Origin of the sequence: Bradyrhizobium sp. SZCCHNRI3052, assembly GCF_032484895.1 — a bacterium.
GTDB lineage: Bacteria > Pseudomonadota > Alphaproteobacteria > Rhizobiales > Xanthobacteraceae > Bradyrhizobium.
Genome location: NZ_JAUETW010000001.1, coordinates 629,578 through 652,620, shown reverse-complemented (window position 1 = coordinate 652,620; position 23,043 = coordinate 629,578). Strand labels below are relative to the sequence as shown.

The following is a 23,043-nucleotide window of genomic DNA, read 5'->3' as shown; positions in this document are numbered from 1 at the left end:
AGATGCATCAAACTAGATGCATGCGCATGGAACTGTCAAGGTCCATGCAGATGCATGGATCATGGCCGCGCGATCACTCCGCCGGTCATCGGAAACGGCACGCCGGTGGTGGTGGGATAGCTCAGCGGCAGGCCCTTCATGCCGCGGACCGCCAGGAAGCCGAACGCCTGGGCCTCGATGGCGTCCGCCGACCAGCCCAGCGCATCGGCCGATTCGACGCTCGCCGGCGCGACACGCTCCCGTAGCATCCGCATCATGGTATGGTTGCGGGCGCCGCCGCCGCAGACGATCCAGCTCGCCGGCGGCTTCGGCAGCAGCGGGACGATGCGGGCAATCGCTGCGGCCGTGAACGCCGTCAGGGTCGCGGCCCCGTCCGCCGGCTTCACATCGCCCAGCTTCAGCGCGGCAAAATCATTGCGGTCGAGAGATTTCGGCGGCGGCAGCGCGAAGAAGGGCATTTCCAGCGCACTGGTGATCCAGGCCTCGTCCGGGTTGCCCTGCTCCGCCACGCGGCCATCCTGATCGAATGCCTGTCCCGTGGTCCGGTGCATGAAATCGTCGAGCAGCGCATTACCGGGACCGGTGTCGCAGGCGATCAGCACGTCGTCGCCGTCGATATAGGTGATGTTGGAGACGCCGCCGATATTGACCACGGCGATCGGCCCCGCGCGCGACAGCGACTGCGCCAGGGCGCGGTGATAGACGGGTACGAACGGCGCGCCCTGCCCGCCGAAATCGACGTCGGCGGCGCGGAAATCGTGCATCACCGGGATGTGGACGGACTTGGCAAGCACGGCCGCGTCGCCGATCTGCACGGTCAGGCGGCGCTCGGGGCGGTGCAGCACGGTCTGGCCGTGGAAGCCGATGATGTCGATGTCCTCGGGCTTGAGCCGGTGCTGCGCCAGGAACGCGGCGACCGCCTCGGCATGCGCCACCGTCACGACGCGCTCGGCGTCGCGCACCCGTCCGGGGCGCGCATCGCGCCGCTCGATCTGCACCGCATCGGCGAGCGCCTCGCGCAGCAGGCTGCGCTCCGCGGCGCTATAGGCCCGGTAGCCCGAGGGACCGAGGCTCTTGATCTGCCGCCCATCGGTCTCGATCAGGGCCACGTCCACCCCGTCGAGCGAGGTGCCACTCATGAGGCCAAGTGCGGTCAGAATCATTGCAGTCGAACCTGAAAACCCTGCCCTGCTTGCCAAGTACGGCCGATTTGAGGTCCCGCCCAGGCCGTGCACATGCTTGTACAAGCCCGGCGCATCTTATAATGCCACAACGCCCGTATCCGTGGCATGTGCCTCCCGCACGTCCCCGCGACAAGCGGTCAATACCGTAAACAAATGCTCAGAGTCGCCGACAATGACTGGCTTCAAGTCTGATTTCCTGAACGTGCTGCAGAGCCGCGGGTTCATTCATCAGTGCTCGGATTTCGAGGGGCTGGATGCCCTCGCCGCCAAGGGCCAGGCGACCGCCTATGTCGGCTACGACTGCACCGCACGCTCGCTGCACATCGGCAACTTCCTGACCATGATGATGCTGTATTGGCTGCAGCAGACCGGGAACAAGCCGATCACCCTGATGGGCGGCGGCACCACCATGGTCGGCGATCCCTCCGGCAAGGACGAGACGCGGGCGATGCGCACGGTCGAGGAGATCGAGGCCAACAAGGCGTCGATCCGCGGCGTGTTCGCCAAGGTGCTGCGCTACGGCAATGGCGCCACCGATGCCATCATGCTCGACAATGCCGAATGGCTGACGAAGCTGAACTGGATCGAGATGCTGCGCGACATTGGCCGGCATTTCTCGGTCAACCGCATGCTGACCATGGACTCCGTCAAGCTGCGGCTCGAGCGCGAGCAGGAGATGAGCTTCATCGAGTTCAACTACATGGTCTGCCAGGCCTACGACTTCGTCGAGCTGGCGCGCCGCACCGGCTGCCGGTTGCAGATGGGCGGCTCCGACCAGTGGGGCAACATCGTCAACGGCGTCGAGCTCGGACGCCGCATGGGCACCGAGCAGCTCTTCGCGCTGACCACGCCGCTCTTGACCACCGCATCCGGCGCCAAGATGGGCAAGACCGCGCAGGGCGCGATCTGGCTCAACGCCGACCAGTGCAGCCCGTATGACTTCTGGCAGTACTGGCGCAACACCGAGGACGCCGACGTCGTCAAGTTCCTCAAGCTGTTCACGACGCTGCCGCTGTCCGAGATCGAGAAGCTCGGTGCACTGCAGGGCGCCGAGATCAACGAGGCCAAGAAGGCACTGGCCGATGCGGCCACCACCTTGCTGCATGGCGAAGAGGCGGCACGCACCGCTGCCGAGACCGCCCGCCGCACCTTCGAGGAAGGCGCCATCGCCGAGAACCTGCCGACGGTCGAGGTGCCGCAGGCCGAGCTCGACGCGGGCCTTGGCGTGCTCAACGCCTTCGTCAAGGCCGGCCTCGTCGGCTCCAACGGCGAGGCGCGGCGGCAGATCAAGGGCGGTGGCCTGCGCGTCAACGACATTGCGGTCACCGACGAGAAGATGGCGCTGACGCCGGCTGCACTGACCAGCGAGGGCGTGATCAAGCTGTCGCTGGGCAAGAAGCGCCACGTGCTGGTCAGGCCTGCATAGCCGCATTCGCTTTTGCCTGCTTGTCAGGGAAGGCCGAAAGGCGCTCCCTCAGGGCATGACGATCAGCGCGCCGCGAGAGCCTGCGCAAGCCGAGGAAATTCCGACAGCTCCACCACGAGTGCGCATGGCGTTCGTGGTGCTGGGTCTCTGCTTTGCGCTATCGGTGATTGGCCGCGGGCTGGGAGAAAGCTTCACCGTCTTTCTCAAGCCGATCTCCGACAGCTTCGGCTGGGACCGTTCCGAAGTCGTCTCGATCTATTCACTGACGGCGCTCGCCGGCGGCCTCGCCGCACCGCTGATCGGGCGGCTGTTCGATCACTCCGGACCACGCGCCGTGTATGCGCTCGGCCTCCTGCTGCTTGGTTCCGCCTTCACGGCCGCGGCGCACGCGCAGGCGCTGTGGCAGTTCCAGATCAGCATCGGCCTGTGCGTCGGCATCGGCATCGCGCTGATCGGCAACGTCCCCAACTCGATCCTGCTGGGCCGCTGGTTCGGCAAGAAGCTGCCGACCGCGATGGCAGTGATCTATTCCGCCACCGGCGCCGGCGTGCTGATCCTGCTGCCGGGCTCGCAACTGCTGATCGACGCGATCGGGTGGCGCAGCACATATCAGGCGTTCGGCGCCGCCACCTTCATCCTGCTGGTGCCGCTGGCGCTGCTGCCCTGGCGGCTGTTTGCCGCCGGCGCGCCCCACATCACCAGGCCCATTGCCGACGAACTCGCCGGCGATGCCTGGACCTTGTCGCGGGCGCTGCGCCATCACGCCTTCTGGGCGTTGTTCTCGACCTTCTTCTTCACCGCCGTTGGCATGTATGCGATCGCGCCGCAGGTCGTCGCCTATCTGATCGATGCCGGCTTTGCGCCGCTGCAGGCCGCCACCGCCTGGGGCTTCTCGGGCGTGGTGCTGCTGTTCGGCATGCTCGGCGTCTCGGCCCTCGACGGGCTGATCGGCCGGCGGCCGTCGGTGCTGTTCTCCTACGCCGTATCGATCGCAGGAATCCTGATGCTGTGGGCGCTGCAATTCTCGCCGAACATCTTCCTGCTCACCGGCTTCGTCGTCTGCTTCGGCAGCATGATCGGCTCGCGCGGGCCGCTCCTGTCGGCGACCGCGATGAAGATCTTCCGCGGCAGGCGGCTTGGCACCATCTACGGCACGATCACGATCGGCAGCGGGCTCGGATCGGCACTGGGATCATGGAGCGGCGGCGTCATCCACGATCTCACCCACGGCTATGATGCCGTCATTCTGCTCGCGCTCGTGAGCGTCGTCATCGGCATGATCCCGTTCCTGGTCGTTCCGGCACTTCGCACGTAGTTGGCCCGCGGTCCAAGCACGATGTGCTTGCGCGCTCCGACAGCCGCCCGTCCACATAGTGGACGGCGCACAACAACCACGCGTTCATGATTAGTAGGCTGCTTGATGATAGTTATTTCGGCAAGGACGCGCCGTCGAAAGCGCGCGCCATACCGACGGGATCGTCCGCGCCCTGGCCGATGGCGCCAAGCAGATCGAGCACGTCGCCGAGCTGATCTCGAGCATCGCGGGCCAGACCAACCTGCTGGCGCTCAACGCCACGATCGAGGCCGCGCGCGCCGGCGAAGCCGGGCGCGGCTTTGCCGTGGTCGCGGCGGAGGTGAAGAGCCTGGCCAGCCAGACCGGCACAGGCCACGCAGGAGATCGGCGACCGCATCGCCCGGATCCAGAACGCGACGTGGGAAGCGGTCGGCGCGCTCGACGGCATCACCCTGACCATCGAGGAGGTGTCCGCGATCGCGGCCACGATCGGATCGGCGATCGAGGAACAGGGACCGGCCACCGCGGAGATCGCGCGCAACGTCACCCAGACCGCGCAGGCCACCCGCGAGGTCACCGCCAACATCGGCGGCGTCTCGACGGCGGCCAATGAGACCTGGAGCGCCGCCGGCCACCTGCTGATCGCGGCCGGCAACCTCTCCAAGCAGGCCGAGCAGCTCTCCAGCGAGGTCGACACCTTCCTTGCTGGCGTCAGAGCGGCCTGAACCGCATCGATCGGTTCGTTGACGTCGCCGAACGCCGGCGGCCGGCAACGTCAATTGTTCGGCGGCAGCTCCGCCGGCGGGTATGGCTGCTTGCCGGTGTTGAAGTCCATGATCTTGCGCGTCACGCCCGGCAGCATGGCCGAGATCGGGTTGATGCGCACCACAGGCTGGCTTGGCGTGCCCACAACTTCATAGGTCACGCCGAACAGACCTTCATTGCTGCCGCCGAGGAACAGCCCGACGATAGGGATCTGGTTGAACATGTTGTTCAGCCCGTACAGCGGCACGATCGTGCCCGAAGCCCGGACCTGGTTGACGTTGTAGTCGATGCTGCCCTCGATGGTCAGGCCGAGCGTCGGTCCCTTGACGACGCCGTCGCGGATCGAGAGCAGCCCGTTCTGCCGCGTGAACTCCGCGCGCAGCATGGTGAAGGCGATGCCTTGCGAGGCGCCCTGTGCTGCGCCGGAGGCGGCGCGATCCAGCGCCTGCTCACCCCTGACGGTGAAGTTGCGAACGATCGCCAGGCCTTCCTTTGGGCTGGAGTCGGCCGTCGGCGGCTCCATCGCCAGTTCCAGCTCGCCGCCAGCCATCTTGGAATAGGTGTCGGCGAAGCGCAGCAGGGCGCCGGCATCGTTGGTTACGAGATAGATCACCTCGCGGCCCTGGCGACGCGCGCGAGGATCGGCGCTCGGCGCCTCGCGGCCGACGCGGATGTCGGCGGTGACGGGCGTGTCGCGGCCGACCTTGCCGGTCAAATTGAAGCTCTTGAAGGCGCCGCCGCGCCTGGAGAACTTGAGGTCGACGCTGCGCAGCGCCTCGCCGTTGAAGCCGGCAACGGCGCCGAGCTTGACCTCGGCGTCGAAGTCGAGGTTGGAGCGTGCCTTGTTCTTGTCGGCGTCCTTGTTGGTGCCCGAGATCGCCGACTTCAGGAAGCCGCGGCCGTCGAACACGTCGCCGCGCATCGACAGCTTCAGCACGCCGTCCTGGCCGCGCTCGGCCTTGAGCTGCGTCTTGTCGCCTTCCGACGGCGAATAGGTCGGGAAGTTGGCGTTCATCAGGTCGCCGTTCTGGTCGACTTCCAGCGAGCCCTTGATGGAGACGCCGCCGCCTTCGATGTTGATGTCCTCGAAGCGTGTCGATTGCTGCTTGGCGACAACGTTGAAGGTGGCCTTGCCGGATTTGCCCGGATTCTTCACCCAGCCCGGCAGCAGGTTGTCGAGCTTGAGCTGGGTCAGATCGGCCTCGACGCCGATGCGGCTGTCGCGATCGCTGGAGCCGGCGATCTTGCCATTGAGCTTGAGCGGCACGTTGCCGGTGATCGCAGTGCCCAGATCCATGCCGAGCCGGGCCCGGCTGGCATCGTCGAGGATCGCCTGCATCTTGATGTCGGCGTCGCCTTCCGTCGGCTTGCGATAGTCGAGCGTGGCCGGCTGGCCGTTGATCTTGACGTCGCCCTTCACCTGATAGCCGGCGGTGTTGGCCACGATCTTGAGCGTGTTGGCCTCGAGCTTCTGGTTCATCACCAGTTTGTCGGCGGCAAAGCCATTGAGATCGGCCGTGACCGCGTAGCTGGTGTCGGCCTTGGTCAGTTCGCCCTTGACCGGCATCGCGAGATTGACGCTGGCCTGGAACGTTCCCTTGGTCTGGTTGGGATCGATCGGCATCGACGACAGATCGTTGAGCCGGTCGGAGGCGAGGATTTCGGCGGCAGCGGCGACCTGCCCTTCGACGCGCATGCGTACCCGCGACGGCGACGGCTTCGGCGCCATGTCCGGTACTTCGAACACGACGTCGGAGAAGTTGAGCTTGCGCCCGGCCGGCGTATCCGCGACGCCCTGCCCGATCGTCACCGTCGCGGTGCGGCCGGTGACATGCGCCTTCACGTCGGCATCGCGCACCGACGGCAAGCCGTCGACCGGATGCACGGTGACATTGGTGGCGACGATGTTGACGTCGAGACCATCGTCGGGAATCGGCGGCCCCTTTCGCGGCAGGTTGCGCGTCGGCGAATTGACGGCGACGTCGATCCGCTGCACCGAGCCGCGCTCGATGCGCTCGATGATCCAGGCCCGCACCTCCGGCACGATCAGCGCCGGCCAGATCCGTTTCATCGCCAGCGCGGGCATCGGCGTCGCCGCGAAGCCGAGCTTCAGCCGCGGCTCGCCGGCATAGTCGACGCTGCCGGTGCCGGCGACGCCGATCTCGCCATTGGAGACCTCCGCCTGCGTCAGCAGCACGCGCTTGCCCTCGGTGTCGAAGCGGAAGTTGATCGAGATGCGGTTGAAGATCAGCGGTGGCTCGTTTTCGATGGCGCCGAGCAGAATGGTGCCGCCGTTGAGACCCAGCCGCCAGTCGTTTGCGGTGTCGTTCGGAGGCTCGAGATTGGCGTTGAGCGTGATGCGGTTGGCGCCCGAGATCACCTTCAATGGCGCGATCAGCACGCGGCGCCCGGCGTCCCATTCCATGCTGATCTCGGCGGAGTCGATCGCCATCGGATAGTCGGGCGTATCGGTGTCGATGATCTTGCCCGCGCCGATGTTGATCTTGCCGCGCAGATAGGTCGGCAGCCCGTCGCGCGCGAGCTCGCCCTTGATCTCGCCGGTCATGGGCAGGTCCGCCATGTAGGTGAGATCCTTGAGCCGCATCGCCAGCAGGATGTTGCTGGTGGAGACCTTGTCGGCCTTGATGTCCACCGTGCGCACGCCGTTGGCCTGGGGCCCGACCAGGATGCGCAGCTGCCACGGCTTGGCGCCCTCTTCGCCGAGGCTCAGCGCCACCCCGCCGCCGGACGGCCGGCGCAGGCTGAGGCTGATGTTCTCGAACGTCCATTTGTTGCCGCGCTGCTGGTCGTCGACGATCAGCACGCCGTTCTTCAACCCGATCTCGTTCAGGTTCTGGCCATCGAGCCCGGTGAGGCTGAGGCTGTCGAGCCAGTCCAGGCCGGCAAGCAGGCCGTTCGGCGCAGCGGTCGCGGGCACAGTCGACATGGCCGGCGGTGCTGGCTGCGAGCCGGCCTGCGGTCCCGGTGCGTTGGGCGGTGGCGCGGCCTGTCCCGGTCGCGGGAATGTCGGCGGCAGGCCGGCATCGCGCTTGGAGGCGACGCCCGTTGCCAGCGGCTTGGTGGTCTCCCCCGTCGACACCGTGACGGTGCCGTCCGGGGTGATGCGAATCGCGAGCTCGGCGTCGACCAGCTTGAGGCTCTCGGCACGCAGCTGGCCCATCAGCAGCGCGGCGCCGGACAGCCGCACCTCGGCCTTGGGCGCGCTGGCGACGATGGCGTGATCCTGATCGCGCACGATGATGTCGCGGATCCGGACCGCGATCCTGATCCGGCCGGCACGCTCGATCTGGGTGCCGCCGACCTCGACGGTGTTGCCGTGGCCGATATTGTCCTCGATCGCCGCCGCGAGCCACGGCGTCGCCAGATCGAGGCTGATCGGGCCCGCACCGAGCCGCAGCCACAGGCCGGCGAAGCCGAGCCCGACGAGCAGCATGAGCGATGCCAGCGTGATGACGACCCGCTTGGCCACGCGGCCGCCCGGCAGACGCGCCCAGCCGAATCGACCGGTGCTCCCGCCCGAATCGGGCCGCGACAACAGGCGCCGGGCGCGCTGCCCGACCGTCTCGTCGTGCTCGGCGGCAGCCTCATACTGGTCGGCCACATCCCAGTCGGCCTCATCCCACTGCTGGCCCTGGGTGTCCGCTTGCAGATGGGGCCGGTGGGGTGATGTCTGTCTTGCCATTGCCTCTCGGTGCCGGCCCCTCGTGTCCGAAACATTCGTGCCAACCTGGCCTCGGCCAGGTTGGTCGCCGGTGTGGCCCCGCCCGTTCACGCAGCGCGCGTGCTCACTGCCGGCAGGACTCGATGCCCCAAATGATCCCGTCACGCTTCGGCGGGTGCTGTCAACACGCCGCTGGCGCTTCGCCGGCGGCGCGGACGACGCGCGACATCCTCGTCACTATCCCCCGCCGCCGTCAGGTTTGCCCACCTGCTCGCGCCAGCGGACCGGCGCCTCTCCACCGCCGGACGAATTCTGTGGCGGGGACGTCTGATCCGGAGACGGTACGAGAGTCGTCATTGCACTGTGCTCAACTGCGCTGGTGCTCACGCCTGCTGGTAGCCATGATCTTCGCTTCATCGCAAGAGGCGCGATCCCCTGCGCGCCGCGAAGCACGGATTCCAGATCGATCCCGGGACACCGGACAAGAACCGAGATACTTTCATTTTTGAGCCGCCGAAAGCGACGAAAGGAAGGCGTATGTCAAAGGAATCACAAAAGAAATCCTCCAACCCGGCGTCCTACGGGGCGATTGACGGGAACCGGCTCGCCACCGCGGCCAAGAAGGCCACCAAGAAGACGGCCAAACCGGCAGTGGCGAAAGCCGCCAAGACGACCTCTACCAAGACGACCTCCGCAAAGACCACGACGTCCAAAGCCGCGACCACCAAAACGGGAGCTGCGAAGGCCGGGCCCACCAGGACGCCAGCCACCACTGGAACGGGCCTCACCGAGGGCGTCAAGGCACCCGCGTTCAAGCTGCCGCGCGATGGCGGCGGAACCGTTTCGCTGGCCGACTACGGCGGCCAGAAGCTCGTGCTGTTCTTCTATCCCAAGGCCAATACGCCCGGCTGCACCAAGGAGGCGATCGACTTCACCCGCCTGTCGAAGGACTTCGCTGCCGCCGGCGCCGCAGTGCTCGGCGTCTCCGCCGATTCGGTCAAGGCGCAGGACAATTTCCGCGACAAGCACGATCTCGCCGTGCCCCTGATCTCGGACGAGACACATGAGATGCTGGAGGCCTACGGCGCCTGGGGCGAGAAGTCGCTCTATGGCCGCAAGTTTCTCGGCATCATCCGAAGCACCGTCTTGATCGGCGCCGACGGCCGCGTCGCCAAAGTGTGGCGCAACGTCAAGGTCGACGGCCATGCCGACGCGGTGCTCGCGGCGGCGCGCGCGCTCTGAGAATGCGCCTGACGGCGTTGGCGGAAAATTAACCATGCAGGGGTCAAATCGCTCCCGTAAATGACGCCGCTGGAACGACGATCTCCGGCCGGCGCGGGAGTGCCGATGTCGTATCGTTCCGGCCATCACGCCGAATATCCCCAGCACCATTCTCATGACCGTGGGCACGCCCATCACCATCGGCGCGCCCCCGTCAGCCATCCGGCGCCGGTCGCGGCCGCGTCGCAGAGCGACTACACGCTGGTGCATGCCGGCAAGCAGGTGCGCATCGGCCCGGTGGTATTCTGGATCGTGGTCGGCACCGTCAGCCTGCTCGGGCTGTGGTCGGCGGCGACCGCGACCTATTTCGCGTTTCGCGACGACGTGCTGACGCGGCTGATCGCGCGCCAGGCCGAGATGCAATACGCCTATGAGGACCGCATCGCCGAGCTACGCGCCAAGGTCGATCGCGCCACCAGCCGGCAATTGCTCGACCAGGAGCAATTCGACCAGAAGCTCGACCAGATCCTGAAGCGCCAGAGCGCGCTTGAAGGCCGCGCCACCGCGCTCGGCAGCATGCCCGACATCACCGGCTCGATCCGCGCCCCGGCGCGCGCGCCTGTCGCGATCGAGCCGCCGTCGGCGCCAGCCACGCCCAAGCCGTCGCCGATCAGCGACACCGTGATCTTCACCGCGCCGCCGGACCGCGAGGCCCGGCTCGAATCGCGCAGCCCCGTGATGGCCAACGCGCAGCCGAACCCATCGACCAAGCTCGCCGGCGTCGACAACGTGCTGACGCGGCTGACGCGCTCGCTCGACCAGGTCGAGGCGCGGCAGATCGCGATGCTGTCCTCGGCCGAGGAGACGCTGGAATCGAAGCTGCGCCGGATGCGCGGCGTCATCACCGATCTCGGCCTCGACATGGGTCAGCTCGAAGCCGCGGCACCGAAGGGCGGCATGGGCGGCCCGTTCGTGCCGGTCAAGCTCGGCGCCGAATCCGGTCCGTTCGAGCGCCAGCTCTACCGCATCAGCATCACCCGCGCCCAGGTCGAGAAGATGAACCGCACGCTGTCGCTGGTGCCTTATCGCAAGCCGGTGATCGGCGAGGTCGAGTTCACCTCCGGCTTCGGCGTGCGCTCCGATCCGTTCCTCGGCCGCCCAGCCATGCACACCGGCCTCGACTTCCGCGCCGCCACCGGCGATCCGGTCCGCGTCACCGCCAACGGCAAGGTGGTCAACGCCGGCTGGGCCGGCGGCTACGGCCGCATGGTCGAGGTTGATCACGGCAACGGCCTCTCCACCCGCTACGGCCATCTCTCCGAGATCAACGTCAAGATCGGCCAGTATGTGAAGATCGGCGACATCATCGGCGAGGTCGGCTCGACCGGCCGCTCGACCGGCCCGCATCTGCACTACGAGACCCGCATCGACGGCGAAGCCGTCGACCCGCAGAAATTCCTGCGCGCCGGCGTCCGGCTGAGCGCGGGCTAGGTCAATCAGCTCACATCAAGTTGGTGCGGTGCAGCGTCCCGCGCGGGCGCTCCACAGCCGGGCCTATCGCCTGGCCGGGAGCATGAAGACCTGGCCCGGATAGATCAGATCGGGACTTCGGATCTGCTCCCGGTTTGCCTTGTAGATGACCGCGTAGCGCGTGCCGCCCCCAAGCAGGCGGCGGCTGATGTGCCACAAGCTATCGCCGCGGGCGACCGTGACCGTCGTCATCTTCGGCTCGCCTCTGGCAGAGGGCACGATCGCCTCACGCGGGTTGCCTGCAGCCGCGACCAGCGTGGACTGAGCGGCCGCGCGTGCCTTGGCCGTCTCGGCCCCCGCAACAACCGAGGACAGCGATGCAGTCGTCGCGTCGTCGGGCAGGCTCAACGGGACCTCGGCGCGCGCCTGGACGGAGCCGGATGCCGGATCGACCTCGTCGAGCCTGATCCGGTCTTTGCCCGCCCGGCTGACGTCCTTGCCGATCGCGATGCTGAGACGTCCGTCGGCACCCGCCACCGTCGATGAGATCAGGCGATCGTTCAAATAAAGCCTCACCGTCGCGCCCGGACGCGCCCGGCCGTTGACGCGCAGGACGCCATTCGTCTCGTGATCCACCGCGTCCACCGCCGGCGCCTGCGGGATCGCGCCGGCCGGCTTCGACAGAACGCGCGTCGGCTCATCCGGCGACAGCAGAGCCACCGTGGCCTGCTGCCGCCCGGCCTCGACGTTCACCGCCACGCTCTGCTTCGACGTCACCTCGTGTCCGTCGGCGAGCTTCGATCGCAGGGTCAGATCGTAGGTTCCGGCAGGGAGACGGGGCGGCACCATGGCGAACTGTCCGGCCCGGTCCGCAACGACGCGGTCATGAACCTCGCCGTTGCGCAGCAGCTCCACGGTGGCGCCGGGCGCTGCGCGCCCGGCGACGACGGCGTCACCCGAAGGAGCGACGTTGACGACATCGAACGCCGGACCATCGCTTTCGGCGCCCGACTGTGGAACCAGCGGGCCCAGCGCGTCGGCAAGACCACTCGCCTGCTGCTGCATCGTCGCAAGCGGGCTCGCGCCGCGACCATGGTCCGCGGCGGACGGCGCTTGCTCGGCGGTCGGAACCGATGCGGACTGCCCCGGCGCTTCGGCCGCCGGGATTGCCGCTCCGCTCGCGGCCGTTTTGTCCCGCCCGATGATCGGGACGTCACGGACCAGGGCGGGATCGAACACGACGACCAGCGCTGCCGCCAGGACAATGAGGGCCGCGACCCCAAGAATGATCCGGATCACCGGCTTGCCGCTCATGATCATGCCTCGGTCCATTGCTGGTCGCGTCGATCGCGCGTGTGTCGAGCCATACCATCCGGTCCGGCGAAACACCATTGCAGCCGGGCGGGCACGACACCGGACAATTCCGGGATACCGGCCGCCGAGGCCGCCCATGGCTGGCCCGGCCGCGCCCGGACCCGACCGGCTCACGCCGCGCCGAGCGCATCGACAAAGCGCGACAAATCTTCCCACAACTCGCCCGGCTCCAGCGCCGCCTCGTCCTGCGAGACGCCGATGCTGAGCCGCACCAGCACATCCTTGAGCGCCTTGCGCAAGGCCAGATCCCTCACCGTGATCGCGCCGAGCAGCAGGTCGGAATGGTCGCCGACCGCGGGCACGAGACAACATCCGGTCATTTGCGCGACGCGCGTGCCTTGCTCCGGCCTTCGGACGCAATCTGCGCCGCGCATTCGGCGAACACCTGGCGCAGGAATTTGTGGCTGGGGTCCTGATCCCTGAACGAGGGCCAGATCATGGACTCGTTCAGGCGCGGAATCTCGAACGGGAAGCCGACGAACTTCACGGGATAATGCAGCGCCAGATCCTGCGCGAGCAGCCGATGCAGTGTCGCGATCCGGTCCGTCCCGCACAACATCCTGGGCAGGAGGCAGTAGGAATCGACCGTACAGGCAATCTTTCGCGGCCGGCCGGCGCGCGGGAAGAACAATTCCTCGAACGAGAAGGTGCCGGCTTCGCCGAGGCGGACGTTGACGTGATCGGCCGCGAAATAATCGTCCTCGGACAGCTTGCCACGCCGCAACGGCCGCTCCCGGCACATCATGCAGACATGATCGTCCGACAGCAGATGCGTCTGCGGATGCGCTATCCGTGATGCATACTGCTCGGGCAATATCAGCAGGTCGATGTCGCCGAGCCCGAACACCTGCTCGACATGCTTGGGCAGATGCGCGATCTCGAGCTGGAATCCGCTCGCGCGCTGCGCGAGCGCGATCGCCACTCGCGACACCAGCACATAGGTCGCGTAGTCGGATGCACAGATTCGGAACGTGCGGCTGATCGTCGAGGGATCGAAGTCCGGCCTCGTGCTGATCGCGGCGCGCGCACGAACGAGCGTGTCCTTGACCGGCTCGACCAGCGCCTGGGCGAGCGGCGTCAGCTCGAACTGCCGTCCGACCTGGGTCAACAACTCGTCCTCGAAGAACTCGCGCAGACGCGCCAGCGCGGCGCTGGTCGCGGATTGACCGAGCCGGAGGCGATCCGCAGCCCGCGTGACGTTGCGCTCGTCGAGCAGCGCGTCGAGCGCCACCAGCAGATTGAGATCGAACCTGTCCAGCCGCATCGCAGCGCGCTCCCTTCCCCTGGACTTGTCACTTGGTATCGATCGTATCGATGACGATGCGCAATTCAATCGATTTTGCCGGATCACGGGTTCGACCTAGCGTGTGCTCGGACCAGCGTCGGCAGAGGGCGCGAAAGCCCGGGCCAAGGGGCCCCCGCGACTGGTCCGTTCACGGGGAGGGAAACATGAGCCGATCGAGCTCGGGTGGAGTCGTGCTCGCCACGTGCCACGTAGCCGGCATGCTGGACCTGGTGGCGCTGCCGGTCTGGGTCGGAACGTTCATCGAATTCTACGGTCTGTCGCCCGCGCAGGCGGGTGCGACCGTCACCAGCTTCCTGGCGGGCATCGTGCTCGCGAGCCTGGTGACCGCGCGATCGTTCGCGCGGCTCGACGCGCGCAGCATCGTGGTCGGCGGCTTCATCGTGGCCGCTGCGGCGTTCGGCTATCTCGCCGGCAGGCCGCCAGAGCTGGTGCCATTCTGGGTTCTGCCGATCATCCACGCCATCGCGGGCCTCGCAGCCGGTGCCGCCTTGTCGATGACGCACGGCACGATGGGCCGTACCGACAATCCGCACCGCCTGTTCGGCCTCGCCAATGTCGCGCTCGCCGTCTTCAGCGTCGCCTTCTTCGCCACCGTGCCGGCCCTGATCCATGCGATCAGCCCGCGCCTGCTGTTCGCGGTGTTCGCAGCCAGCATGGCGGTCGCGGCGCTCCTGGCCTCTCTCGGCTTCCCGCGCTCCGTCGCCGCCGCCGAGACCGGCGGCGAGATGCTGCACGCGATGCCCGGCCGAGCCTGGCTGATCATCGCCGTCGTGATCTGCCTCGCCTTCAACCAGTCGCTCGTTTTCTCCTTCCTGGAGCGCATCGGCCATCACAAGGGGCTGTCGCAGGACGACGTCACCAAGGTTCTGATCGCCGTCGGCTTCATCAACCTGCTTCCCGGCGCGCTGGCGGCGGCCCTGCAACGACGCCTGTCGCCGATCGCGATCGGCATTGCCGGCCCGCTGCTGCAGGCCATGCTGGCTTTCGTGATCGTCAATGCCCAGGGCTTCTCGACCTACGCGGCCTTTGCGATCCCCTACGTCTCGATCGTGATCTTCACCCACACGTTCCTGTTCGGACTGCTGTCGCAGATCGACCCGAGCCGGCGCGCAGTCGCGGCGACACCGGCGATGATGATGATCGGATCGGCCGCGGGACCCGCCGTCGCCGGCGCGATCGTGGAGAGCCTGGGCTACGGCGGCCTGAGCTACGTGGCCGGAACGATATCCACGCTCGCCGTCGTCCTGATGCTGACCTTCAAGGCACGCACCGCCGCATCACCGGCCATGCTGCGCTCCGCCTGAGCCCCCTGCCCCCAAGGAGAGTCCCATGAACAAACACGTCACGCAGCACAACGGCCTGGAGTTTCCGCAGGATATCGTGTTCTCCGGCTATGCAGCTCCGGTGCGGATCGAAGGCGAGGTGCACGACCTCGAGGTGATCGGCCGCATTCCGGCGGGGCTGGAAGGCGTCTACTACCGCAACAGCGCCGACCACACCTACCCGCCTCTGCTGGGCAAGGACATCTTCCTCAACGGCGACGGCATGGTGCACATGGTCCGCATCCAGAACGGTCATGCCGATCTGGCGATGCGCTACGTCCGTACCCGCAAGTTCCTGATCGAGCGGCAGGCGCGCAAGGCGCTGTTCGGCGCCTATCGCAATCCGTTCACCGATTCACCCGAGGTGGCGGGCGAGGATGCCAACACCGCCAACACCTCGGTGATGTGGCACCATGGCAAGCTCTATGCCCTGAAGGAATCCGGCCGCCCCTACGAGCTCGATCCGGTCACGCTGGAGACCCGTGGCGAGACCGATTTCGGCGGCCAGCTCCGGAGCCGCACCTTCACCGCCCATCCCAAGATGGACCCGCTCACCGGCGAGTGCATCGCGTTCGCCTATAATTGCGAGGGCACGGCCAGCAATGACATCGAGCTCTACACCATCGCGCCGGACGGCGAGTTCACCCGCACCGAGCGCTTCACCGCGCCCTACTGCTCGATGGTCCACGACTTCCTGGTATCACGCAACTACATCGCCTTTGTGATCTGCCCGATGGTCTGCGACTGGGATCGCGTCAGGAAGGGCGAGCCCTATTGGCATTGGGACAGCCACAGGCAGACCCATGTCGCCGTGATCCCGCGCCGGCAGGGCGTGGCCGGCATCCGCTGGTTCACCGCGCCGAAGCTCGCGATGCAGACCCACACCTTCAACGCCTGGGAGCACGGCAGCCGCCTGGTGCTCGACCAGTTCGTCACGGAGTCCGGCTGGCTCAGCCAGTTCCCGGACATCCGCGATCCCGAGGCCAAGGAGCTGCCGCCCTTCGGCGAACGTTGGACGATCGATCTGTCGAGTGCATCTGGCGCCATCGACATCTCGCGCTTCATCGGACACATCGGCGAGATGCCGGTCATCGACCAGCGCTTCGCGATGGCCCGCGTCCGGCACTTCTGGTTCGGCACCAACAATCCCAAGCTCGGCCCGATGCTGCCCTTCGGCCCCAAGGGACCGCCCTTCACCTGCCTCGGACATTTCGACGAGGAGACAGGCAAGCTCGACTTCTACTACGCCGGCCCCGAGAGCTCGCCCGAGGAGCCATGCTTCGTTCCCCGCAGCGCGCACGCAGCCGAGGGCGACGGCTGGCTGCTCAGCATCGTCGGACGGCGGGCGGAGAACCGCACCGATCTCGTCATCCTCGACGCACGCAATCTGTCGGCCGGCCCCATTGCGACAATCCGCTTCCCGTGCCGGGTGCACGAGGGTTTCCACGGCATCTGGGTGAACGCCGACGTCCTTTAACGCATCCGGCCACCGGAGGCGCCAGCCGCGGATCCGCCAGCGCCTCGCGCTGAACGACAAACACTCCAATGACAAAGAGCCTCGCAGCAGGCCTGTCACAACCGGGGAAACACCATGATACGTCTGTACGGCTCGATGCACTCGCGCGCGCATCGCTGCGCCTGGATGCTGAAGGAGCTCGCGCTCGACTTCGAGCACGTTCCGACCGGCTTCACCGACGGCAGCACCCACACGCCGGACTTCCTGAAGATCAATCCCAACGGACGCGTGCCCGCGTTCGTCTCCGACGAGATCCGCCTGTTCGAGTCGCTCGCGATCAACCTTCATTTGGCGCGCCGCTACCGCAGCGACCTTTCTCCGGCCACCCTGGAAGAAGACGCCCTCGTCACCCAGTGGAGCTTCTGGGTCGTGACCGAGATCGAGAAGCCCCTGCTTCTCGCCGCAGCCAATCGCGTCCTGTTCGATGCCGACAAGCGCGATGCCGACGAGCTCGGGATCGCGCTCACCAAGCTCGGCCGTCCGCTGGCGGTCCTCGATCGGCATCTCACCGAGAGGCCCTATCTCGTCAGCGGCCGCTTCACCGTGGCCGACCTGAATGTCGCCGCCGTCATGACGCTGGCCCGGCTCGGCACGCTCGACATGTCACCATGGCCCCATGTCGACCGCTGGCTCGATCGCTGCCTGGAACGGCCGGCCGCTGCGGACTGGAAGACGATCAGTTTCCGCGTTCCGCGGCCCGAGAACCCTCTCGGCATCCTCGCGATGTTCGTCTGAGGCACTATCGCAGATTGAATGAGGAACCGCACATCATGCTGATGCTCGCCGACGCAGTGATCATCATCGACGCCGCGCTGCGCGAAGCGCGTGCGAAGAACCTCGCGCCGCTCGCGGTCGCCGTGCTCGATCCAGGCGGACACCTGATCGCCTATCAGCGCGAGGACGGCGCCGGCATCGTCCGCTTCGACATCGCCTTCGGCAAGGCCTTCGGCTCGCTCGGCATGGGCTTCGGATCACGCGAGCTGAGCCGTCGCGCCGGCAACATGCCGACATTCTTCACGATGCTATCAGCCACGACCGGCGGCCGCCTCGTCGCCTCGCCCGGCGGCGTCCTGGTGCTCGGACCGGACAGGCAGGTGCTCGGCGCCGTCGGCATCTCCGGCGATCTCGGCGACAATGACGAAGCCTGCGCGATCGCCGGCATCGCCGCGGCGGGCTTTCGAACGGAAGAGCCGCCCGGCGCGTGAACCGGTGAAGAACGGCCAAGCGGACCGCCGAAACGGTCCACGCGGCTGATCATCGCTTGGCCGGGAGCACGAAGACGTGGCCGGCCCCACCGCGGGCGGGTGCCCATCATTCGGCTGAAGGGGAGGACCACGCCCGGCAGCAACTCCCTCATCCGAATTCTCCCACGCGATTTTGTTATTTCGTTTTTCCAGAAATCATGTATGATCCCCCCATCCTGCCCTCTCTGCGAGGGGCGTACGCGTCGTCACGGACGTTGGGGCGGGATGCGGTGGACGCGGGCTGCGATGCACGACGGGCATGGCGGTCGCGGACGATGAAGTCGCGTGGTCCTGGCGCCCCGATGCTGGCGCCAAGTTCGTGCCGGTGCAGATGCGCTGGCGCGGATGACGGGGGCAAGAAAGCCGGTCCCCGGGGAGATCGCGTATAAGTTGTTAAAACCATCGCGCAGGGAATGCCGGTTACGGCTTTGCCTGTGGTACCTGCCGCCTGCATTCTTCTCGCAGGCGGGCCATGGGTGAGGCCTTCACCCGGCATTCCCTGCACCCTCGCGTCGAGGGGGCGCTGCCGAAAACCCCGGGTGCACCGCGCCGCGGGAGCTCTTTCTGCACGCTGAATCACATACTTGCGCGCGAGAGCGAGCATTCCATACAAATTGCAACCTTTATGAGCAGTGCGTAGTCGTACGGTGCCTAGGTTTTACGCAACTTTTAAGGAGTCGGCGCCTTCTAGGCGGTGATCTGAAACTCTGCATCCAGTGTCCGCATGCAGGTGGGACAATTTGGAGTCATACCGTGCGCAAAAATCTGCCTGTCACCCACAACGAATACCCGATCACCGACGAGACGCTGATCGTCTCGCGCACCGATCTGAAGGGCAAGCTGACCTACTTCAACGACCAGTTCGTCGATGCCGCCGGCTTCACCCCCGACGAGCTGATGGGCCAGCCGCACAACATCATCCGCCACCCCGACATGCCGGAGGCCGCATTCGCCAATCTCTGGGACACGCTGAAGCAAGGCAAGCCGTGGGCCGGCGCCGTCAAGAACCGCCGCAAGAACGGTGACTTCTACTGGGTACTGGCGAGCGCATCCCCCATCCGCGAGAACGGCCGGATCACGGGCTACACCTCCATCCGCACCAAGCTGCCGGCCGAGCAGCGCGCCGAGGCCGAGAAGGTCTACGGGCTGTTGAATCAGAACAAGGCGCAGGGCTACGCGATCAGCGCGGGCGTCATCCGCCGCCGCTCGGTGTTCGACCGCCTGTCGCTCTTCACGGGTACGCTCAGGGCGCGCCTGATGACCTTGGCCGCGGTGCTGGGCGTGTTCATGCTGATCATCGGCGCGGCCGGCCTGCTGTCGACCCGCTCCACCAACGTCGCCATGAAGTCGCTGTACGAGGATCGCACGATCCCGCTGGCGCAATTGCTCGAGATCAACGATCGCACCTTGCAGAACATGTCGTCGCAACAGTCTGCGGCGGCGAACGGCAAGGCCGGAAAACCGATCGACGGCATCAGGGCGCTGGTGGACGGAAACAGCGCCAGGATCACCAAGGTCTGGGCCGACTACATGGCGAGCTACCTGACGCCGGAGGAGAAGATCGTCGCCGATGCCTTCGCGATCAAGCGCAAGGCCTATCTGGAGGAAGGCATCAGGCCGGGATTGGCTCTGCTCGAGCAGGGCAAGTTCGACGAGGCGAGCCAGCATATCGCCACCAAGGGGCATGATCTGTTCGAGGCCGCCAAGCACGAACTCGACAAGCTCGTTCAGATCCAGGTGAAGGAAGGCAAGGCGCTCTACGAGGAGGCCGAGAGACAATATCTGGTGGTGCTCGCGATCATTTCTGTGATGATCCTGGCCGGTATCGGAATCGGCGCTACGTTCAGCCTGCAGAGCATCCGCGCGGTGCTGCGGCCGCTCAAGGTGCTCAACGACGCCATGCAGAACATCGCCGCCGGCAAGCTCGACAACCGCATTCCGGTGGAGCGCGACGACGAGCTCGGCGAGGCGCTGCGCAACCTGCAGACCGTGCAGGCGATCGTCCGTTTCAACAGCGAGGAAGTGAAGGCCGTGCAGCACTCGGCCGAGGTCAAGCGCAAGGCCGGAATGAACAAGCTCGCCAGCGAATTCGAAAGCGCGATCGGCGGCATCGTGCAGACGGTGTCCTCGGCCTCGTCGCAGCTCGAGACGTCCGCCGGCACGCTGACCTCGACCGCGACGCGCTCGCAGGAGCTCGCCACCACCGTGGCCGCCGCGTCCGAGCAGGCCGCGACGAACGTGCAGTCGGTCGCCTCGGCCACCGAGGAACTGACCTCGTCGGTGACCGAGATCAGCCGCCAGGTGCAGGAATCGGCGCGCATCGCCAACGGCGCCGTCGATCAGGCGCGCACCACCAACGACCGCGTCAACGAGCTCTCGAAGGCAGCCGCGAGGATCGGCGACGTGGTCGAACTGATCAACACCATCGCCGGCCAGACCAACCTGCTGGCGCTGAACGCCACCATCGAGGCGGCGCGCGCCGGCGATGCCGGCCGCGGCTTCGCCGTGGTCGCGTCCGAGGTCAAGGCGCTCGCCGAGCAGACCTCGAAGGCCACCGGTGAGATCGCCCAGCAGATCTCGGGCATCCAGGCAGCGACACAGGAATCGGTGTCGGCGATCCGCGAGATCAGCACGACGATCGAGCGGCTGTCGGAAATCTCCTCGACCATCGCCGCCGCCGTCGAGCAGCAGGGCGCGGCGACGCAGGAGATCTCGCGCAACATCCAGGAAGCGTCGCGCGGCACCACCGAGGTCAACACCAACATCGTCGACGTCCAGCGCGGCGCCTCGCAGACCGGCTCTGCTTCGGGCAACGTGCTGTCGGCGGCGCAGTCGCTGTCGCGGGAGAGCGACCGGCTGCGGCAGGAGGTCGACCGATTCCTCGGCAACGTGCGGGCGGCCTGAGCCGCCCCGCGCTCACCGCCCGGTCAGCCGGATCGGGCGGCCCTGACTGATGAAGGCGTAATGGCCGGCGCCGATGCCGCCGACCATCAGCGCCTCGACGACGGGCTCGGCGATCTCACCGGTCGCGGCCCAGTCGATGACGAAATTGGCGCCGGTGCCGCCGCGGGTGTCCTTGATGGGCACGAAGACCTCGACGGTCGCGAACGGCCTCAAGGCGACGGGCTCGTGCAGATGCGCCTCCACCAGCGTGCCAGCCGTATCGTAATAGTTGATGCGCCGGACGATCAGCGGCCGCTGCTCGGAGGCGTTGTGGATGCTCAGCGTCACCGAGAAATCGGCCTGGACCCGGCCCGGGGTCATCGCGACGCTGGAATAGACGGGGACATAGACGGCGCCCGTGACCGTGACGGGCTCCGCCGGAACTGGCGTCAGCGAGCTCGCGAAAGCGGTGGTCACGTCGTCGGCGGCCTGCGCCGCGCCGGCCGCAACAGCTGCGATGAGCAGCAGCGCGAATGCGCCCGTCCGGATGTGACAGATTGCGGGTTTCCTTGCGCGGCGGCACGACATAAGTTGCCGCCTTGGGGGTTGCTTCATGCATGAACTGATCGGCGACATCACGCTCTGCATCCTGTTTGCGTGGGTGCTTGGACTGGCGGCACATAGATGGCGCCAGCCCTCGATTCTCGCTTATCTGGTCGCGGGCTTCGCCATTGGCCCCTTCGGCACCGGCTGGGTCAAGTCCCAGGAGTCGATTTCGGTGATCTCCGAGCTCGGCCTGATCTTCATGCTGTTCATGATCGGGCTCGAGATCGACCTCAAGAAGATCATCCGTGCCGGCCCGGTGATTCTGATCGCCGGTGGGGTCCAACTGCTCGGGGGTGCCGCGCTCGGCATCCTGTTCTTCGTCGCGATCGGCATGCGGATGGGCGCCGAGAGCTACGACGCACTCTATCTCTGCGTCGCCTGCGCGCTGTCCTCGACCGTCATCATCGTCAAGGTGCTGTACGAGAAGCGCGAGCTCGACACCCTGCCCGGCCGCATCACGCTCGGCGTGCTCGTGCTGCAGGACGTGTTCGCGATCCTGTTCCTGGCGGTGCAGCCGAGCCTCGACGACCTCCATGTCAGCGTGATCCTGCTGTCGTTCGCCCGCGCCGGCACACTGGTCGCGATCGCCCTGCTCCTCAGCCGCTACGTCTTGCCGCCGGTGTTCCATCGCATCGCGCGTACTCCGGAGCTGATCCTGCTCGGCGCGCTGGCCTGGTGCTTCCTGATCGGCGAGATCGCTGAAAGGCTGCACCTGTCGCGCGAGATGGGCTCGCTGGTCGCGGGCGTCTCGCTGTCGACCTTCCCCTACGCGCTCGACGTCACCGCCAAGGTCACGACGTTGCGCGATTTCTTCATCACGCTGTTCTTCGTCGCGCTCGGCATGACGATCCCGATCCCGACGATGTCCGTGGTGGGGCTGGCGCTCGTGATCGCGCTGTTCACGGTGGCGAGCCGGCTGCTCACGACGTTCACGCCGCTCTACATGATGCGGCAGGGCCTGCGTGCCAGCCTGCTGCCGGCGCTCAACCTCGCCCAGATCAGCGAATTCTCGCTGGTGGTGATCCAGACCGGCGCCGCCGCCGGGCACCTCAAGAACGGCACGTCGAGCGCAGCGTCCTTTGCTTTCGTGCTGCTCGCCGTGCTCTCGACCTTCGTCATCGTACGCTCCGATCCGATCGCGCGGCGAAGTATCCCGCTGCTCAAGCGGATCGGTCTGCGCGACCTCGATGCAAGCAAGGATGGCGAGGCCGGACATGAGGGCGGACACGGCGCCGGACGGCCGATCGTTCTCCTCGGATTCTTCCGCACGGCAAGCGCCCTGCTCAGCGAGATCGAGCGCAACGAGCCAGCGCTGCTGGAGCAGATCGGCGTGGTCGATTTCAACCCCGTCGTATTCCGAACCTTGTCCGATCGCGGCATCCAGGTGACCTATGGCGACATCAGCAACGTCGACACGCTGATTCATGCGGGGGTGGGCCAGGCCGAGCTGATCATCCTGAGCATCCCGGATTCGCTGCTCAAGGGTGCCAATAACGAAAAGCTGGTGCGCCATGTCCGCAGCATCAATGCATCGGCCAAGATCATCGCGACCGCCGACCTGCTCGCCGACGTCAACGACCTCTACGCTGCCGGCGCCGACTACGTGACCGTGCCGCGGCTCAGCGATGCGCAGGTGCTGCTCAACCTGATCCAGGACGTCAGCGCCGGGCTCCTCTCCGAGCGCCGCAGCCAGGCGGAGACGATGCTCGCCGACCGCCGCGAGGTGCTGCCATGAGCCTGGCACGCATCC

Annotated in this window: 16 protein-coding genes and 1 pseudogene; 11 read left to right on the top strand and 6 right to left on the bottom strand. The window is 66.7% G+C overall.

Annotated features, from left to right (window positions below; genetic code table 11):
* Positions 1 to 59: 59 nt before the first annotated feature.
* A complete protein-coding gene (locus QW887_RS03055; protein ID WP_315712160.1) occupies positions 60 to 1,163 on the bottom strand; it encodes an anhydro-N-acetylmuramic acid kinase in 1,104 nt (367 codons plus the stop codon).
* A gap of 193 nt (positions 1,164 to 1,356) precedes the next feature.
* On the opposite strand from QW887_RS03055, the gene tyrS reads away from it, so the two are divergent.
* The 3 genes and pseudogenes from tyrS to QW887_RS03040 all read left to right on the top strand — a co-directional run.
* On the top strand, positions 1,357 to 2,610 hold the full coding sequence (tyrS, locus tag QW887_RS03050) for a tyrosine--tRNA ligase (protein ID WP_315712161.1): 1,254 nt from the start codon (positions 1,357 to 1,359) through the stop codon (positions 2,608 to 2,610).
* A 55-nt stretch (positions 2,611 to 2,665) separates the two neighbouring features.
* Positions 2,666 to 3,925: an MFS transporter gene (locus QW887_RS03045; RefSeq protein WP_316170472.1), complete on the top strand. Its 1,260-nt coding sequence runs from the start codon at positions 2,666 to 2,668 to the stop codon at positions 3,923 to 3,925.
* 124 nt (positions 3,926 to 4,049) lie between these two features.
* Positions 4,050 to 4,629 (top strand): annotated as a pseudogene (locus tag QW887_RS03040) (methyl-accepting chemotaxis protein); the annotation flags it as partial.
* A gap of 50 nt (positions 4,630 to 4,679) precedes the next feature.
* On the opposite strand, the gene QW887_RS03035 reads toward QW887_RS03040, so the two are convergent.
* On the bottom strand, positions 4,680 to 8,372 hold the full coding sequence (locus QW887_RS03035; protein ID WP_316186940.1) for a DUF3971 domain-containing protein: 3,693 nt from the start codon (positions 8,370 to 8,372) through the stop codon (positions 4,680 to 4,682).
* A 516-nt stretch (positions 8,373 to 8,888) separates the two neighbouring features.
* Between QW887_RS03035 and QW887_RS03030 the strand changes: the two genes are divergently transcribed.
* Complete coding sequence (locus tag QW887_RS03030) at positions 8,889 to 9,593, top strand: peroxiredoxin (RefSeq protein WP_315712164.1); 705 nt, start codon at positions 8,889 to 8,891, stop codon at positions 9,591 to 9,593.
* A 105-nt stretch (positions 9,594 to 9,698) separates the two neighbouring features.
* On the top strand, positions 9,699 to 11,063 hold the full coding sequence (locus tag QW887_RS03025; RefSeq protein ID WP_316194162.1) for a M23 family metallopeptidase: 1,365 nt from the start codon (positions 9,699 to 9,701) through the stop codon (positions 11,061 to 11,063).
* A gap of 63 nt (positions 11,064 to 11,126) precedes the next feature.
* On the opposite strand, the gene QW887_RS03020 is transcribed toward QW887_RS03025, so the two are convergent.
* The 3 genes from QW887_RS03020 to QW887_RS03010 form a co-directional block, all read right to left on the bottom strand.
* Positions 11,127 to 12,362 carry a LysM peptidoglycan-binding domain-containing protein gene (locus tag QW887_RS03020; protein WP_315712166.1) on the bottom strand — a complete coding sequence of 412 codons (1,236 nt, stop codon included), beginning with the start codon at positions 12,360 to 12,362 and terminating at the stop codon, positions 11,127 to 11,129.
* 164 nt (positions 12,363 to 12,526) lie between these two features.
* Positions 12,527 to 12,718 carry a hypothetical protein gene (locus tag QW887_RS03015; RefSeq protein ID WP_315712167.1) on the bottom strand — a complete coding sequence of 64 codons (192 nt, stop codon included), beginning with the start codon at positions 12,716 to 12,718 and terminating at the stop codon, positions 12,527 to 12,529.
* Positions 12,719 to 12,732: 14 nt separating this feature from the next.
* Positions 12,733 to 13,680, bottom strand: coding sequence for a LysR family transcriptional regulator (locus QW887_RS03010; protein ID WP_316194161.1), 948 nt, complete (start codon positions 13,678 to 13,680; stop codon positions 12,733 to 12,735).
* Between the two features lie 185 nt (positions 13,681 to 13,865).
* Here QW887_RS03010 and QW887_RS03005 point away from each other — a divergent pair, with 185 nt between their 5' ends.
* From QW887_RS03005 to QW887_RS02985, 5 genes are all read left to right on the top strand, one after another.
* Positions 13,866 to 15,026, top strand: coding sequence for an MFS transporter (locus QW887_RS03005; protein WP_316194160.1), 1,161 nt, complete (start codon positions 13,866 to 13,868; stop codon positions 15,024 to 15,026).
* A gap of 25 nt (positions 15,027 to 15,051) precedes the next feature.
* The gene (locus QW887_RS03000) at positions 15,052 to 16,521 is read left to right on the top strand and encodes a carotenoid oxygenase family protein (protein WP_315751684.1); all 1,470 of its coding nucleotides are present in this window, start codon (positions 15,052 to 15,054) and stop codon (positions 16,519 to 16,521) included.
* A gap of 114 nt (positions 16,522 to 16,635) precedes the next feature.
* Positions 16,636 to 17,295, top strand: a complete 660-nt coding sequence (locus tag QW887_RS02995; protein ID WP_315751685.1) for a glutathione S-transferase family protein — start codon at positions 16,636 to 16,638, stop codon at positions 17,293 to 17,295.
* A gap of 35 nt (positions 17,296 to 17,330) precedes the next feature.
* Positions 17,331 to 17,765, top strand: coding sequence for a GlcG/HbpS family heme-binding protein (locus tag QW887_RS02990; protein WP_315826871.1), 435 nt, complete (start codon positions 17,331 to 17,333; stop codon positions 17,763 to 17,765).
* Between the two features lie 792 nt (positions 17,766 to 18,557).
* On the top strand, positions 18,558 to 20,708 hold the full coding sequence (locus QW887_RS02985; RefSeq protein WP_316194159.1) for a methyl-accepting chemotaxis protein: 2,151 nt from the start codon (positions 18,558 to 18,560) through the stop codon (positions 20,706 to 20,708).
* A gap of 12 nt (positions 20,709 to 20,720) precedes the next feature.
* Here QW887_RS02985 and QW887_RS02980 read toward each other — a convergent pair whose 3' ends face one another.
* Positions 20,721 to 21,275, bottom strand: coding sequence for a DUF3124 domain-containing protein (locus QW887_RS02980; protein WP_316194158.1), 555 nt, complete (start codon positions 21,273 to 21,275; stop codon positions 20,721 to 20,723).
* A gap of 25 nt (positions 21,276 to 21,300) precedes the next feature.
* Here QW887_RS02980 and QW887_RS02975 point away from each other — a divergent pair, with 25 nt between their 5' ends.
* Positions 21,301 to 23,028: a cation:proton antiporter gene (locus tag QW887_RS02975; protein WP_315826868.1), complete on the top strand. Its 1,728-nt coding sequence runs from the start codon at positions 21,301 to 21,303 to the stop codon at positions 23,026 to 23,028.
* The last annotated feature ends 15 nt before the right edge of the window (positions 23,029 to 23,043 follow it).

Coding starts and splice junctions, on each gene's coding strand:
- QW887_RS03030 (WP_315712164.1), top strand. CDS start 8,889: ATGTCAAAGGAATCACAAAAGAAATCCTCCAACCCGGCGTCCTACGGG.
- QW887_RS03045 (WP_316170472.1), top strand. CDS start 2,666: ATGACGATCAGCGCGCCGCGAGAGCCTGCGCAAGCCGAGGAAATTCCG.
- QW887_RS02980 (WP_316194158.1), bottom strand. CDS start 21,275: ATGTCGTGCCGCCGCGCAAGGAAACCCGCAATCTGTCACATCCGGACG.
- QW887_RS03035 (WP_316186940.1), bottom strand. CDS start 8,372: ATGGCAAGACAGACATCACCCCACCGGCCCCATCTGCAAGCGGACACC.
- QW887_RS03010 (WP_316194161.1), bottom strand. CDS start 13,680: ATGCGGCTGGACAGGTTCGATCTCAATCTGCTGGTGGCGCTCGACGCG.
- QW887_RS03025 (WP_316194162.1), top strand. CDS start 9,699: ATGTCGTATCGTTCCGGCCATCACGCCGAATATCCCCAGCACCATTCT.
- QW887_RS02990 (WP_315826871.1), top strand. CDS start 17,331: ATGCTGATGCTCGCCGACGCAGTGATCATCATCGACGCCGCGCTGCGC.
- QW887_RS03005 (WP_316194160.1), top strand. CDS start 13,866: ATGAGCCGATCGAGCTCGGGTGGAGTCGTGCTCGCCACGTGCCACGTA.
- QW887_RS03055 (WP_315712160.1), bottom strand. CDS start 1,163: ATGATTCTGACCGCACTTGGCCTCATGAGTGGCACCTCGCTCGACGGG.
- tyrS (WP_315712161.1), top strand. CDS start 1,357: ATGACTGGCTTCAAGTCTGATTTCCTGAACGTGCTGCAGAGCCGCGGG.
- QW887_RS02995 (WP_315751685.1), top strand. CDS start 16,636: ATGATACGTCTGTACGGCTCGATGCACTCGCGCGCGCATCGCTGCGCC.
- QW887_RS03000 (WP_315751684.1), top strand. CDS start 15,052: ATGAACAAACACGTCACGCAGCACAACGGCCTGGAGTTTCCGCAGGAT.
- QW887_RS02975 (WP_315826868.1), top strand. CDS start 21,301: ATGCATGAACTGATCGGCGACATCACGCTCTGCATCCTGTTTGCGTGG.
- QW887_RS03020 (WP_315712166.1), bottom strand. CDS start 12,362: ATGATCATGAGCGGCAAGCCGGTGATCCGGATCATTCTTGGGGTCGCG.